The sequence below is a fragment of the Thalassospira xianhensis MCCC 1A02616 genome (genome assembly GCF_003326475.1).
GTDB classification, from domain to species: domain Bacteria; phylum Pseudomonadota; class Alphaproteobacteria; order Rhodospirillales; family Thalassospiraceae; genus Thalassospira; species Thalassospira xianhensis.
The window spans coordinates 130807-145537 of record NZ_JPWA01000005.1 but is presented as its reverse complement, the minus strand read 5'-3'; the positions used below and the strand labels follow the sequence as shown (position 1 = coordinate 145537).

The window sequence follows — 14731 nt, the reverse complement described above, 5'->3', positions numbered from 1 at the left end:
GCATATCAATAGTTTATGGCAGGTTCCGTGCCGATGTCATCCCTTCGCGCTTCTGTGTTTTTACCTATCCTGACGGTTTTCGCCACTGCCTTTCCGGGAGGCATCCTTGCGGCGACCAATGACCCTTCGGTGTCGGATTTACACGCGGGCTGGATGGCTGTGGGCCTTCTGGGCGGTCTCGCCCTTTTCCTGTATGGTATGGATCATCTGGCGACCGCGCTTAAAACGCTGGCCGGGGGGCGGTTGCGGGCAATCCTTGCCAAAATGACGCGAAACCGATTTATGGCGGCCCTGTCCGGCGCGGCGATTACCGGACTTGTCCAGTCTTCCAGTGTTACCACTGTTCTGGTGGTCGGCTTTGTGTCGGCCGGGTTGATGGGGTTCGGACAATCGATTGCCGTGATCATGGGGGCCAATGTCGGCAGTACCCTGACCGCGCAGATCATTGCCTTCAGGATTGATGCCATCGCGCCGTTGATGATTGCGGTCGGCTTTGGTGTCATGAGCTTCGTTCCCCATCGAGGATGGTCGCTTGCCGGGCGGGCGTTGCTGGGGACGGGGCTTTTGTTTTTTGGCATGGGCATGATGAGCGATGCGATGGAACCGCTTCGCACCTATGCGCCGTTCATTGATCTGATGGCGCAAATGACCAATCCGTTGATCGGAATTTTGATTGCCGCACTTTTTACGGCACTGGTGCAATCAAGTGCGGCAACGACCGGCATTGTCATTGTGCTGGCCGGGCAGGGGCTGGTGCCGCTGGAAGGCGGGATTGCGCTGATTTTCGGGGCGAATATCGGCACCTGTGTCACTGCTCTTCTGGTGACAATCGGCAAGAACAGGGATGCGATGCGTACCGCCCTTGGGCATGTGTTCTTTAACGTGGTCGGGGTATTAATCTGGCTGCCGTTCATTTCGCAACTGGCCGATATCGTGCGTGTCATATCGCTGGGTGAAAACGGCGGGCAGGTTGATATTGCGCGTGAGATCGCCAATGCGCACAGCATTTTCAATATCGCCAATGTGGCGATCATGATCGGTTTCGTGCCGTGGATCGCGCGTCTGATCGAAAAATGTGTGCCGGTGCGCGATGTGTTTGAACCCCCACTTGATCCTGCGCCAAAATTTCTGGTCGACGACATTGCCGATACGCCGTCTGCCGCCCTGATGCTGCTGCGTAACGAGGTCATGCATATGGGTGACATCGTGTGTGATGTTGTGCGGCGCGGGCGCGAAACCATGCAAAACCCGACACGTGAAAAGCTTGAAAAAATTGCGGAGCTTGATGACGGAGTTGACAGCCTTCAGGATGCGATTGCGCGGTTTGCCGGAAAACTACGCCATTCGGAATTGCTGCCATCGGATCAGAACCGGCTGTTAAACAAGCTTGCGATCAGCAATCATCTGGAGGCTATCGGCGATATTATCAGCGAGGAAATGACCGATCTGGTTGGCAGATTATTAGCTGAACGCAATCTGCCATTATTAGATAGCCGTGAAAAAATGTCCGAATTATTCACTTTTTCTGAAGAATGCCTCAAGCAGGCACTGACCGCCTTTGCCAGTGACGATGTCGAGGCAGCCAACCGTGTTTTGGCCCGCAAGAGCGAGTTTATCGAAAAAATGGATGTTACCCTGCGCCGCATCAGCGACGAGATCGGGCCAAGAGATGCCGATATCCGCCGTTATCGCACCGAAGTCGCACTGGTGGAGCGTATCAATCGCCTTTATGAACGCGCGCGCCGCATTGCGCGGGCGTCACTGGCGATTACGCGCGATGACCGAGGCGACAACAGCAGCAGCCCGGAACGAGCACCGACCGCGCAGCCGGTGGCACCTTAACAGCTGTTTGCTTGTTCTCCGCGGTCAGCGGGCGGGATGTCGATGTCTTTTTGCATGACCGTGACGTCAAGTGCGCGATAGCCAAGATGGCGATAGAAATCCTGCATCGCGCTGTTTTCTGATCGCACCATCAATTGCATGCGCCAGACGCCGTGCTCACGCAGCCAGTCTTCGCCAATTGTTGCCAGCTTTTTGCCAAGTCCCGTTTTCTGATGACTTGGCGCAACGGCCAGATAATAAATCCAGCCGCGATGCCCATCATGGCCAGCCATGACAGTGGCAATGATAACACCGTTGATATCTTCCCATACCATCAGGGTCGAATTGCGATCCGAGAGGGCAAATCGCACATCCCATTCTGGCGGATTGTACGGACGGTAAAGCCCGGTTTCCTGCCAGAGTTTTGTGATCACGGGAATGTCGGTTTCAAGGGCGGTGCGCGGGGCGGGGGAAAGGTGGGTGGCAGTCATGATGCAGCTTCTTGGTTCCTAAAAACGCAGAATGATCAGGGATCAAAGGCGCGTCAAACCAAAATTGATGCAAAATGGCGGTACCGGAGATGTTTGAGGCAGCAAATTAGAGTGTCGAGTGATTGGGGCTGTGAAACCGGGGAGAGAATGAACCTGACCGGTTATGTGATCGACAGATGCCTCAAAAAAGTGGCGCCCCCGGGGGAATGTTGGGGCGCCAGTGTCGTCCGGGCTATCGGTTGGGTGGGGGAATGACCCGGACAAAGGGAGTTGGATCGAAGGAACTTCAGGGAAGCTTTCAGACCATTCGGGTCGGTCGCGGTTAGCTGATCGGGCGGCCGGTTACACGGCTGAGTTCCATTTCGCGCACGATATCGCCGGCTTTGTTGGTGACGGTCGCGATATAGGTGCCACGCGGTGTTTCCTTGATTTCGCCGAGTGTCAGTTCACCGCCGCCAAACCGGATCACCATGGCATTGGCCAGAAGGGTCATCTGTTCAGTGGTGAAGCGACGGTCAAAGCGGTCTTCACGGTCGGGCTTGGGCATCATGCGATGCATGTCACGCATTTCGCCACGATCAGGGCGACCCGATTTGGCGTCGAACGTTACGGTATCAACGACATCACCATTGGCATTTAGCAGGGTCACTTCGATTACGGCATCATTATCGACAAGTTTAACATTGCCGGATTTAAGATCGGTCGCGCTACGGCGCAGCAGCATCGCATCGACCAGAATGCGGGCCTCGTCAATGGTCAGCGGGGTGCTGCGGCGCATGCCGTGTTTGCCATACATGCCCTTGTGATGGTCACCGCCATGGTTGCCGAATTTCGGACCGTCGCCACGATCATCGTCATTCATTTGCCAGGGGCGATGATCGCCACCCGATGCAAGGGCGGTGGCAAACGGGGTTGCGACAATGCTGGTGGCGATCAGAAGGGATGCGATTTTAAGTTTGCTGTTACGGGTCATAGGGGCCTCTTTTCGTTGGGGGACGTTTTGTTTGGCTGAGCCCTTTATGACGCTGATTTGTCGCGAAATGATCCCGGTAAACCGGGGAAATGGTCGCAATGTCTACCAAAACGGGTTTTTGCGACAATCTGATACAAATTGCTGTTTTTGATGGGGCATTCGGCGCGATAAGCTGTGATCAGAGATTATCGAAAACACAGGCACAGCTTAATGAGTGATCCGGCCCATATTCTTGTCGTTGATGACCATCGCGATATTCGCGATCTGCTGGGGCGCTATTTGCGCCAGCACGAATATCGCGTGACGCTGGCGTCCGACGGGCGCGAGTTGCGCAAGCTGATGGGCGAAAATGTTTTGCCCGACCTGATCGTGCTGGATCTGATGATGCCTGGCGAAGACGGGCTTAGCCTGTGCCGGTGGTTGCGCGAGAATTATGATGTGCCGGTTGTAATGCTGACCGCCTTGGGCGAGGAAACCGACCGGATCATAGGTCTTGAAATGGGGGCCGATGATTATCTGGCCAAACCATTCAATCCGCGTGAATTACTCGCACGGATCAAGGCCGTGCTTCGGCGGGCGCAAAGTCTACCAAGCGGGCGGCGCGGACAGAAGGCCGGGGGCGAAATCAGTTTTGATCGCTGGATACTGGATCGTACGCGGCATGAATTGCGTGACGAGAACGATGTTGTGGTGCCTTTGAGTGCGGGGGAATTTGCCCTGCTATGTGCCTTTGTAGATCACCACAATATGGTGCTTAACCGTGACCAGTTGCTTGACCTGACCAAGGGGCGAGAGGCCATTCCGTTTGACCGCAGCATCGATAACCAGGTCAGTCGACTGCGCAAGAAGATCGAGCCTGATCCGAAAAACCCGACCCTGATCAAAACCGTCTGGGGCGGAGGATATATGTTTACCTGCGATGTGGTGAAGAAATGAAACGGCGCAGTTTCATTTCCCGTTTGTGGCCGCAGACGCTGGTCGGGCAACTGGTTTTGCTGATCCTTGGTGCCGTGGTCCTGACCCACGTTGTGCTGGGACTGCTTTTGGCGGAGGAGCGTCGCGACGCATTGCTGAGCGAACGGCGCGGCGGGGCATTGGCGCGGGTCGCTGCGATTTCGCGCATTCTGGCGGCAACGCCATCGGAGAACTGGCGCGATGTTTTGAAAGTCGGCCAGTCGCCGCAAAGCATAATGCGTCTGGTTGATAATCCCGATAACAGCCTGCCGATGTCAGATATCAGTTATACGCTAAGCGAACGGCTTAATCAGGCCTTGGACGGGCCGGCGGTGCCAGCGCGTGTGCATATCCTGTCGGAAGATGACTGTCACGCGGTCGAGGAGCGGGAGAAAAAGAACCGCAAGAAACATCATGATGACGATGATGATGACAAGGATCGCGGCAAGGATTGGCGCAAGGAAAATGGATATTATCGCCAAGGTCATGTCGGCCCGCGCTTCTTTGATCATCTGGATTGTGTCGCCGCACCGTTAATGCAGATCAGCGTTCCGATTTTCCCGGTGGGGGTAACGACAGATGGTGGTGCTGACGGTGCAGGGGCGGCAGCATCGGCACCCGGCGCGGCAAAACCTGTTGTCTGGTTGGAGGCGCGAATTAACGGAGTTGCCCCGCCGCCGCGCGTGGTGTTGCAAAATATCCTGCGTATTACGATTTCCGCGATCCTGATCGGGCTTATCGCGTTCTTCCTGGCGCGCCGCATGACGCGATCCTGGGCGGTTCTGGCGCAGGCAGCCGACCGGGTAGGGCGCGGTGATTATCCCGAACCGGTTCCGGAAAACGGTCCGATTGAAATCCGCCGTGCGGCGAAGGCATTTAACCGTATGACCGCAAGGCTGAAGCGCTTTGTCGAGGATCGCACCCGGATGCTGGCGGCAATTTCGCACGATTTGCGCACCCCGATCACGTCCCTTCGCCTGCGGGCGGAATTTGTCGAGGATCCGGAAAACCGGTCGCGGATCATCGAAACGCTAAATGAAATGGAACAGATGGTCGAAGCGGCAATGACCTTTGCCCGCGAGGAAACGGCCAACGAAGCGACCCGCAAGATTGATATTGCCGCCCTGATAGAGGCTGCGGTCGAGGATCTGGCTGAAACCGGTCGCCCGATCCGGTTCCTTGGTGATGGCGAGCCGCGTGTTTATCCGTGCCGTCCGCTTTCGATCAAGCGCGCCCTTGGCAATCTGATTTCAAATGCCCTGACATTTGGCGATCAGGTCGAAGTGTTGCTAAAGCCCGCCGATGATGGTGGCATATGGATTGAAGTCAGCGACGACGGGCCGGGTATCCCGTCCGATCAGCGCGATCAGGTGTTCGAGCCGTTCTTCCGGCTTGAATCCTCGCGCAATCGTGAAACGGGCGGTATCGGGCTTGGACTTGCGATTGCCCGCACCGCCATCCGGGCCCATGGCGGCGAAATTTATCTTGAAGATGCGCCGTCTGGTGGGCTTTTGGCCCGGATTTATCTGCCGCCGATTGCCCATTAATTCTTTGTCGCAGGTAGCAAGGTTTCGCTGGCTTGCCCCGATTTTGTCAGGAATAATACCGGTCAGAGCAGTTTTTGCGATTTTGCGATTGCGAAATCGCAAGCCTGTCCCATTTATGCGGTGTCATATTAGCGTAAGAATTGGACGGAGCCCGTCATGTCGGAGAACGCGAAACCCACGAACAATGTTACATCGCTGCCGGGGACGAACAGTGCCCTGTCAGGCGGCGGTTTTGTGCGGGCGGTCAATGACTGGCTGATGGAACGTGCGCTGGAAGATACCGATATTGACGCGATTGTTGAAGGCATGGTTTCGCGACTTGTCGCGGCGGGCATTCCGATCGAACGCGTCATGGTCGGTTTCAAGACCCTGCATCCGCTGTATGAAGGGGTTTCCTATATCTGGTCGAAGGATCAGGGGCGGGTTGAACGGTCGTTGCATCTTGATGTGCGCGAAAAGAACCCCGACTGGCTTGAAAGTCCGATGAAGTGGATGTCGGACAACGATGTCACATTCATGCGCCGACATCTGATCGGGCCGGGGGCGATCCTTGATTTCAATGTTTTGCAGACTTTCCGCAAATCCGGCGGGACGGATTATCTGGCGTTGATGACGCCGTTCACTACGGATCGTGACAGCACGCTTGGTACGAACCGTATCTTCATGACCTATATGACGCGCCGCCCGAGTGGCTTTACCGACGAGGATTTGGCGATCCTGTCGGCGATCCAGCGCCGTTTTGCCGTGTCGTGCAAGATGCGGATCATGCATGAAGAAACCAAAACCATTCTTCAGACCTATCTGGGGTCGGATGCCGGGCAGCGGGTGCGTGATGGGCAGATCAAACTGGGTGACAGTACCAAAACGCGTGCAGTGATATGGTTTTCGGACATGCGCAATTCGACATCGGTTGCCGCCAGTGTCGGCGATGATGCTTTTCTGGGTGAAATGAACGATTTCTTTGCCGCCACTGCCGGTGCGGTACTGAAACATGGCGGGCAGGTTTTGCGCTATATCGGGGATGCTACATTGGCGATTTTCCCGATCCGTGAGGATGAACAGGATCTGGAGCAGGCCTGTACGGCGGCAGTTTATGCCGCGGCCGAAGCACAGATCAATATTGATCAATTGAACAGTCAGCGCGAAGAAAGCGGTTTACCCGCTTTTGATTACGGCCTTGGCATGCATGTCGGTGATGTGATTTACGGCAATGTCGGCGTGCCTGATCGTGTCGACTTTACCGTGATCGGGCAGGCGGCCAACGAGGCCGCCCGGATTGAGCAACTGACCAAGCAGCTTAACAAGCGGGTTCTGGTCAGCCATCAGGTAGCAAAATTCATTTCCTGTCCGACAGAGGAAATGGGTGCATTCGAGCTTCAGGGAACAGGTTTGAGTCTGAAACTGTTTGCGCCCGACTTCAAGGAAGCCTGTGAGCGCATCCAGTTGATGCAGGCCGGGTGATTTCCTTTGGGCGTAAGCCAAAGTTTACGCCATACTGTCGAAATCCTTGACCACGCTGCTTGAAGCGGTGCCGACGCTGGTAAATGTCTGCTGGGCGTCGGTGACGGCCTGTGTCGCTGCCTTGATGATATCGGCGTAGGGATCAGTGGTCTTTTCCACCAGCATTTTTTGCAGGGCCACACCGGTGGTGGCCGATGCCATTGACATGATATTTCGCATGTAGTCGGTGCTGTCCTGCACGGCATAGGCGGCGGCCTGTGCGACCTTTTGATAGGCAATCCCGTTTGCGCCCGGACCAGCACCGTTCAGTACGGCATGATTTGTCGTGCCGACCGCCTGGACGATTTGCGGATTAAGGGCGGTGCTAAGTGGGGGTGAACTGGTGCCGCCACCACCCGACGGGGGATTGTTGGTCGCAGACGGGCTGTCGGAAGATTCACCCGATGCCCCAGAGGATCCTGAGCTCGACGCCCCATCCGAAGAGGGGCTTGCTGTCGGACTGCCCGGTGAGCCGTCTGTCGAGTTATCCGTCGAACTGTCCGCACCGGCTGCGGGCGGGGTGCTGCTATCAGCCGTATTGGACGCGTTGGGATCGGTATCATCTGCCATGACGGGCCTCATTGCGTTAACGGGGCATTTTCAGATTCAGGGCGCAAACTTGCCGGGCACTTCGGGAAAAGATGAGGTTTTTGGGGCGTCAGGTTTTGCCGCCACCACCCATGCCGCCACCGGTGCTGTCGAGGATCATGCGACACGCGCTGGAAGTTACAGCGTTGCCAATCTGTTGCAGGCCGCCCTGGGTTTGCATGGCGTTCTGCATCGAAAGACTGATGGAATGTGCCATCGTCTGATACACGAGCCCCATTGCCTGTGCCGGAGCTTCGCCCAGTACCTTGACGTTGGTCTGTGTGACCGCGTCCGTAATCTGGGAATTAACCGGGGTGTTGTCTGCCATGTCACGCCCTCACTGAAATGTCCGGATAACACGCACGGCGCGTGACATCCGAATTCTGCCTAACGGCGAGTTGCTGCCAAAATGACCAAAAGGGTCAGAAGTGTATTGCTGTTGTCCGATCGCGACATCTTGGCGGTTGCCTGTGCCCCGGCCATGGTATTGACCGAGTAAAGTTGCATGACACCCATATTGGTGGCAGCCTGAGAGCACATGGAAGCCTGTTGCTGGGCCTGAATGGCATTCTGGAACAGGATTGATGTCGAGTGGGCGGCACTTTGATAGATCATGCCCATGGCGTTCGCCGGGGCCGAGCCGAGAACGCTGACCGATGTCTGGGTCACCGCATCTGTGATCTGACCGTTCACTGGGGTTGGAATAGCCATTTCTTCCTCCGATTTGGCGGTCACGATGACCGTACCCGTTTTGACGCAGATGATTGATCTTTGTGACAAAATTCCCGGACGGGGCGTTCCTTAGCCACCGGCCTGGGCGGTGATCATTGCCACCAGTTTCGAAGTTGCGGTATTGGCGACCTGTTGCATGTTTCCCTGTGTCAGGGTGGCGTTTTCCATGGCCAAACCCGTTGCATGGGAATGCGATTGCAGGGCGATCGATACCGCCTGTGCAGGACTTTCGCCCAGCACCTTGACGTTGGTCTGTGTCACGGCATCGGTGATTTGCGGATTGACGATATCGCTCATGACATCATGCCTTTGCCTTGGATGGGGTGCCCGCAGGCACGATCAGAACCGGCGCGCCGGTTAAAATGTTCCTATTGCTGGGCTTGTCTCTGTTTTTCGTATTCTTCCTGCTGACGTTTGAGTTCCTCGTCGGTCAGCTCGACATGCTTGTCGGGATCTTCCGGTGGTGGTGCGGGGGCGGGGGGCGGTGCGCTCTTGAGGGTGGGGGGGCGCTTTGCTGTCCCGCTGTCATCCCCCCTTAGGACTTTGGGCCCTTGTCTCCGATGGCCAGCGTATTGCGGGCGCATTCCATGGTGGTTGCCAGGCTGGCCACAGCAAGCTGCTGCTGTTCGTTTACCATGTTGGCAAACAGCACGCCCTGAGCCTGTGCCTGCGACAGGTAGGTCTGCATGGTTCCCATGGCGGGCGCGGTGCCGATGACGGTAGTGTTGGTCTGGGTCACGCCATCGGTGATCTGTTCGTCGACTTCGCGCGGAGAGCTCATCGTTTTGATCCTTATCGGTTAGGACGCGACATCATCTGTTCGATGCTTTTGGTCAGGGTCGCCATTCCGGTCATCGAGAGCTGCCGCTGACCGGAAACCATGTTGGCCATCAGAACACCCTGCGCCTGTGACTGGGCCAGCATGGCCTGCAGGGTGGCGTAAGCCGGGCCGATGCCGATGGTGCCAACATTGACCAGACTGACAGCATCACTGATCTGGTGGGATACCTCATCCTGCAAGTTGATCATCGCGTCGGCGATTTTGGTTGCGTCGGGATTGGTGTCGGACGGGGCGGTTTTTGCCGGTGCCATCACGGTCTCCTTGGCTGGCGCGTGGATTACATCGCAATGACGGTGAAGGACAGAATTTGTGACGCAAAAAAAGCCCGGCAAGCTTTTGCATGCCGGGCCGGTTCGGGCGGCGAAACCAATGAAGGATTACGACACTGCGGTGCCGGTGGTTGCCTTCAGGGCGGACAGCAATGCAAGCATGTTGTCCGGAACGTCGCTGGTGGCGATTTTCTGCGTTGCGACGGCACCAGCCATGGTGTCGACGGAATAGACCTGAATGACGCCCTGGTTGGTTGCAGCCTGCGACGAGATGCCGACCTGCTGCTGGGTGCTGACGGCGTTTTCATAGAGAATGCCGTGGGAATGTGCCAGCGACTGAAACAGCGAGCCCATGGCCATGGCCGGTGCATCGCCCAGTACTTTGACATTGGCCTGGGTCACTGCATCGGTAATCATGCCATTGACCGGGGTATTATCAGCCATAATCTGTCTCCTGGTTGCCTGGAAAAATATGCCGGAAACCGGCCCGTTCCGCGTTGTGCGCGGCGATCAGTCATTTGACGGGGACGATGGGGCTTTGTGACGCCAAACCGCCAAAAACTGCGGGCAGAATTACCGGGAAACGATATTGGGCGGCCGGTCGGAAAACGGGCCGCCCAATCGGGGAGGTCTTCGAGGAAGCGGCTTAGCTTTTGACGGCCTGAAGCGTGGTCAGAAGCGAAAGCATGTTATCGGGGACATCGCTTTGCGCGATTTTCGAGGTCGCGACGGCATCGGCCATGGTGTCGACCGAATAGATCTGGATGACGCCCTGGTTGGTGGCGGCCTGGGATGCAATACCAAGCTGCTGCTGGGCGCTGACGGCATTTTCATAGAGAATGCCCGTGGAATGTGCCAGAGACTGGAAGATAGAGCCCATGGCCATAGCAGGGGCATCACCGAGCACCTTGACGTTTGCCTGGGTGACGGCATCGGTGATTTGACCGTTTACCGGGGTCGGAATCGCCATTTCAAAACTCCTTCGTATGCTGCTTGCGGTGGAAATCCTGACGGGGTTTCTCCGTCCCGAATTCATCCTATCGACGCTGGCAATTCGGGCTTGTGACGGGACGGGTGAATTTTTTTGCCAGCAAAAGGCTTTGATAAGTCTCTTGAAGGCCTGAAATTTTCAGGCCGGTCTTAAAACGGGCAGAAAGGCATTTGCCCTTCTGCCCGGATTGCGGATCATGGTGCTGTTTACTGAATACCAGCACCGCGCAGATGATCGCGGGCAAGCTGGACGCGTTTGCGAACGGCGCAATTGCTTAGTCCGAGATTGTCAGCGATATCGTCATAGCTGCGGTCTTCGACACATCGCATCAGAAGCGGCTTGCGCAATTTTTCGGGAAGGGCGCGTAAGGCGCGTTCAAGATGGTCGAACATTTCGGTCGCGAGAAAGGATTCCTCGGGGCTGGGTTCATTGCGACCTGAAATCGGCGGGAGTGCGGCATCCGCGGTGCCGTGGTTCTCTTCCTTGTATTCCGCCTTGCGTCGGTTCTGACGGTGCAGATCGATGCAGGCATTATGTACGATCCGTGACAGCCATGCACGGTGATTGCGAATTTCGTCCATGGAATCTTCGAACTTTACCGATGCCTTGAGCATGGCTTCGGACAGCGCGTCCTGCGCATCGTCCATATTGCCCGACATCAGTTTCAAGCACTGTTTCAGAAGGCTGTCCTGCTGATCCATCCAGAGCGGCCAGAAATTGGGGGCCGCCGGTTCCATGCCGGGGGCGTCTTCGTCGTCGAATGGATCGGATTGCCATGATCTTGCATGGGCAGGGGAAGATTGTGGCATGCCAAGTGGCTGGCAAGGGGCGGGTTGTTCGAAACCAAGATCGCCCAGCAGCGACATTGCATCCTGCAAGGATCGCTGCATCTGGTTTATCGGGTGGCCGGGGGCGGCCAGACCGTTTAATCCGGCAAGTCCGTTCATGCCGGGCATGCCGCCAAAGTTGCCGAGACTGCCTGCGATGATATCGGTCGGGCTCGGTCCGTTGGATGACGGCTCCAGCCCTGGTAATCCGGCCAAAGGATTGAAATTTGCCGGATATCCGCGGGGAATGGCGGGGGGCTCTGTAGCGGCCTGCGGTTCCTGCGGGGTGTGTTCTGGTTGGGTCGTGTTCTCGAAATTGCAACTTTTAAGAGAGTTGTTGTCAAGTGCGGCCAGGTAGTCCGCTGCCAGTCTGGCGCGTTGCTCGTCTTTGAGGTGCGACCAGATGGATGTTACATTGTCTCCTGTCCCTAGCGCCCTTTCCAAGGCATCGTCTAGTGATTTGGCGAACGTGATTTCGTTCTCCGATAATTCCGATCGTCCCGGTTCGCTATTTTTTTCGTACTGCACTTCGGGCCCCTCCTCAGAAAGATTACAACCAAAGGCTGTTTAGGTCTCTCGCGATTATTATGACGGTGCGCAGTTTGAATTGTGAATAAAAAGAAAAATGCAATTTAAAGTTGTTATGCTTTTGAGGTGGAAAATTGCATCACTTTTCTTTCAAGTTATTGTTTTTTATTCGCTTTATCTGCATTCCCGTCGGGGTGGTATTCACCGTCTTCTGGTGGCGTGTCGGAGAGGTGCTTTGCAACCTCCGGCAAAATACCGAATCATTCTTTTTCCGGTGGTTGGGGATCCGGGGAGTTTTCGGGCAATGTTGGTTCCGATTGGGCCGGGGGCGTGGCAGAGGTATCAGGCTTTGCGGTGGTGTCAGCGGTGGCACCGATCGCGGCCTGATCAAAGGTTTCGACCGGCGACGATGTCGCATCCTCTGGCGTGGCGGGAAGCGAGCTTGCAATTGCCTCTTCGACCTGTTTGGCGAGATGGTTCATGCGCATGTCGATTTCCGCGACGATGATTCGGCGCAGTTCATTAGCGATTTCGATCATGACCATCGCGCCGGGATCGGACGGGGCCGTGCTACCCGTTGCGCCGCCTGATTTGACCGGACTTTGACCGGATGACGGGGATTGGGTGACCGCTGCCTTGGCATCCTGTGTTGACGTGGAATGGTTGGCTGCGGCGAGCTTTTGATCAAGAATTTGGGTGCGGGCGCGATCAGCGGCATTTGCCATTGCCTTCATGGTTGCCTGATATTCCTGATTGAAGGCCTTTTTCACCGCATCCTTTTTGCTGCTTGCTGTTTCGACGCCGGGAAAGTTTGGGCCGCTTGTCATCAGGAGGCTCCCTTGTCCGGGTTTTCGGTGGTGCCACCGGTGTCGCCGGTGTCACCGGTGTCACCGGTGTCACCGGTGTCACCGGCACCTGCAGTGTCGGCAGCATTCTTCGTGCTGTCGGTGTCGTCCGTGACCGTCGTGGTGGTGGTGTCTGGGGACGCTGTCTTGCCCTTGCCTTTTGCTGGGGGTGTCGGCGTCGGATCATCCGCTTTGGCGGGTTTTGCTGCCTGGACGGTGTTGCCGGTGTCGTCGTCGCCCGACGGGGCGGGCAGGACGAAGCCATAGGCGGCGAGCCCGTCATCATCGGGGGCATCGGTGATACTGATCAGACTGGTTTGCAGGCTGGAGGTCGCATTGGCGATCATGCTTTCGGCACGGCATTCGGTATCCTGGCCCGGATCGACACAACCGAGCATCGCGGTCGGGGTCGAGATTTTCTGATCGCCGCGCAGCTGTGCGGTGACCGAAAAGCCTGACGCCGCACCGCGCAGGATCAGTGCGACAAGGGTTGCGCCCGACTTGCCATCGGTCGGTGCGATGACCTGCATGCGAAGTGAGAGGCTGGTTTCCGTCGTGAGGGGTACATCGCCCTGCAGGATCGGGCTTGGCAGGGTGCCGGTATATTGCAGCTGTACCGGGATCGACGCCGGGGTGCTGGTGATCGCCGATGTGATGCGCAGGGTTGCGATGTAGGGTTCCTGCGTACTATCGGGGCTGCCAAGCTGCTGATCCATGCCAAGACTTGCCGGAGCGACGGGTTCGGCAGTGTCCGGTATCGGGGTGCCGGTATCTGCACTTCCTCCGCCCGAGGAAAGTGTTGCCGCGACCATGTGCCATTCGCTGGACGGCAAGCCGCCGATGATGCTGGCGCGTGTCAGGGATGGCAGGGTAGCAGGGATATTCAGCGCCAGCCGCGCGGTGTTGATATTTTGCGGCCCGACCGACAGTGCCCATTGCCGGATGTCTGCCGGAATTTCAGCGGCATCAAGCCGTGCGGTGACGATGGCATCCGTGTCGCTGCCGCTGGGACCGGGATTGGGCAATTGATCAAGCGTGATCGACCAGTCGGATATATCGGCATTCTGTGCATTGCCGGAAAGTTCGGGCAAAAGCGGACGATACAGATCGCCATAAGTTACGATGCCTTCAAGCCGCGTTGTGCGGCCGTTATCCCGGATCAGATCGACGCGATAGGATTGCTGGCCGGAGACACCGGACATGCCGGGTGTCGGGGAGGCTGGTGCGACAGTCGTATCGTCGGAGGGTATAAAACCTCTCGACAGTTCTTCACTCGCCAGATCACTGACGCTGCGATCTGTATCCGTTGGTGCGTCGTTCGTTGCTGTGGCAGTGGGTGTGTTCGGTGCCGCGTTTTCTGCCGCGGGGGGCGCCGTAGAAGCAGATGTCGGAGCCGGCGAAGCTGTGCCTGCCGTCGTGGTCAGGTTGCCGTATTCGTCATAGCCATAGGATGACAGGGGCGGTACCGCCTGCATCGGCTGCCCCAGGGCCTGTTCGATTTTCTGCATGGCATATTCGATCAGGTTCTGGCCCTGAAGCGGCGTATGGCCTGATAGCCCGTCAAGCGGACCGGGATTGTCACTGCTAGCTGCGGTGTTGGACGGATCGGGCGCCGGGGACGTCGATGACGGACGGGGAATAACGGCATCAAGCCCCCATTCACTGGCTGTGTCGAAACCGAGCACATGCGCCCAGGGCCAGTTATCGACAGCTGGGCTTTTGGGGCGGTTGCCGGTTGCGGAGGTGGCCGGGTCATTTGCAGTGCTGTTGGGCTGTTGGTCTTTGTCGGTCATGCTGACAATCCCCTGGTTGCACTTGCGAAAC

General features: G+C 56.9%; 17 protein-coding genes. 4 read left to right on the top strand and 13 right to left on the bottom strand.

The features are described 5' to 3' along the window. The first annotated feature begins 33 nt into the window (after window positions 1-33). Complete coding sequence (locus TH5_RS06515; RefSeq protein ID WP_244204838.1) at window positions 34-1842, top strand: Na/Pi cotransporter family protein; 1809 nt, start codon at window positions 34-36, stop codon at window positions 1840-1842. On the opposite strand, the gene TH5_RS06510 is transcribed toward TH5_RS06515, so the two are convergent. Further along, on the bottom strand, window positions 1839-2312 hold the full coding sequence (locus tag TH5_RS06510) for a GNAT family acetyltransferase (RefSeq protein WP_114121166.1): 474 nt from the start codon (window positions 2310-2312) through the stop codon (window positions 1839-1841). The two genes, TH5_RS06515 and TH5_RS06510, sit on opposite strands and share 4 nt — an antisense overlap. A 322-nt stretch (window positions 2313-2634) precedes the next feature. Next, window positions 2635-3285, bottom strand: a complete 651-nt coding sequence (locus TH5_RS06505; protein ID WP_114121165.1) for a hypothetical protein — start codon at window positions 3283-3285, stop codon at window positions 2635-2637. Window positions 3286-3495: 210 nt separating this feature from the next. On the opposite strand from TH5_RS06505, the gene TH5_RS06500 reads away from it, so the two are divergent. The 3 genes from TH5_RS06500 to TH5_RS06490 all read left to right on the top strand — a co-directional run bounded on the left by TH5_RS06500 (window position 3496) and on the right by TH5_RS06490 (window position 7247). Then, window positions 3496-4221 (top strand): response regulator, encoded by a 726-nt coding sequence (locus TH5_RS06500; RefSeq protein ID WP_062959560.1) that lies wholly within the window; start codon window positions 3496-3498, stop codon window positions 4219-4221. Beyond that, on the top strand, window positions 4218-5786 hold the full coding sequence (locus TH5_RS06495; RefSeq protein WP_114121164.1) for an ATP-binding protein: 1569 nt from the start codon (window positions 4218-4220) through the stop codon (window positions 5784-5786). Before TH5_RS06500 ends, TH5_RS06495 begins: the two co-directional genes overlap by 4 nt. Before the next feature lie 156 nt (window positions 5787-5942). Beyond that, on the top strand, window positions 5943-7247 hold the full coding sequence (locus tag TH5_RS06490) for an adenylate/guanylate cyclase domain-containing protein (protein ID WP_114121163.1): 1305 nt from the start codon (window positions 5943-5945) through the stop codon (window positions 7245-7247). Window positions 7248-7271: 24 nt separating this feature from the next. Here TH5_RS06490 and TH5_RS25970 read toward each other — a convergent pair whose 3' ends face one another. The 11 genes from TH5_RS25970 to TH5_RS25455 form a co-directional block, all read right to left on the bottom strand. Then, the gene (locus tag TH5_RS25970) at window positions 7272-7856 is read right to left on the bottom strand and encodes a hypothetical protein (RefSeq protein WP_244204837.1); all 585 of its coding nucleotides are present in this window, start codon (window positions 7854-7856) and stop codon (window positions 7272-7274) included. An 88-nt stretch (window positions 7857-7944) separates the two neighbouring features. Further along, window positions 7945-8202, bottom strand: a complete 258-nt coding sequence (locus TH5_RS06480; protein ID WP_062952007.1) for a RebB family R body protein — start codon at window positions 8200-8202, stop codon at window positions 7945-7947. A 59-nt stretch (window positions 8203-8261) separates the two neighbouring features. Beyond that, entirely contained in the window at window positions 8262-8585 is a 324-nt protein-coding gene (locus TH5_RS06475) for a RebB family R body protein (RefSeq protein ID WP_062952177.1), read from the bottom strand. A 90-nt stretch (window positions 8586-8675) separates the two neighbouring features. Next, complete coding sequence (locus tag TH5_RS06470; RefSeq protein WP_062952008.1) at window positions 8676-8903, bottom strand: RebB family R body protein; 228 nt, start codon at window positions 8901-8903, stop codon at window positions 8676-8678. 238 nt (window positions 8904-9141) lie between these two features. Beyond that, window positions 9142-9387: a RebB family R body protein gene (locus tag TH5_RS06460; protein ID WP_062952010.1), complete on the bottom strand. Its 246-nt coding sequence runs from the start codon at window positions 9385-9387 to the stop codon at window positions 9142-9144. Between the two features lie 11 nt (window positions 9388-9398). Beyond that, window positions 9399-9698 carry a RebB family R body protein gene (locus TH5_RS06455; protein ID WP_114121161.1) on the bottom strand — a complete coding sequence of 100 codons (300 nt, stop codon included), beginning with the start codon at window positions 9696-9698 and terminating at the stop codon, window positions 9399-9401. Between the two features lie 126 nt (window positions 9699-9824). Beyond that, window positions 9825-10160 (bottom strand): RebB family R body protein, encoded by a 336-nt coding sequence (locus TH5_RS06450; RefSeq protein ID WP_062952012.1) that lies wholly within the window; start codon window positions 10158-10160, stop codon window positions 9825-9827. 202 nt (window positions 10161-10362) lie between these two features. After that, complete coding sequence (locus TH5_RS06445) at window positions 10363-10686, bottom strand: RebB family R body protein (protein ID WP_062952013.1); 324 nt, start codon at window positions 10684-10686, stop codon at window positions 10363-10365. Between the two features lie 227 nt (window positions 10687-10913). Further along, window positions 10914-12062, bottom strand: coding sequence for an RNA polymerase sigma factor (locus TH5_RS06440; protein ID WP_114121160.1), 1149 nt, complete (start codon window positions 12060-12062; stop codon window positions 10914-10916). 260 nt (window positions 12063-12322) lie between these two features. Continuing rightward, complete coding sequence (locus TH5_RS06435; RefSeq protein ID WP_114121159.1) at window positions 12323-12889, bottom strand: hypothetical protein; 567 nt, start codon at window positions 12887-12889, stop codon at window positions 12323-12325. Further along, complete coding sequence (locus TH5_RS25455) at window positions 12889-14700, bottom strand: hypothetical protein (RefSeq protein ID WP_167443479.1); 1812 nt, start codon at window positions 14698-14700, stop codon at window positions 12889-12891. The genes TH5_RS06435 and TH5_RS25455 overlap by 1 nt, the downstream gene beginning before the upstream one ends. Between the last annotated feature and the right edge of the window lie 31 nt (window positions 14701-14731).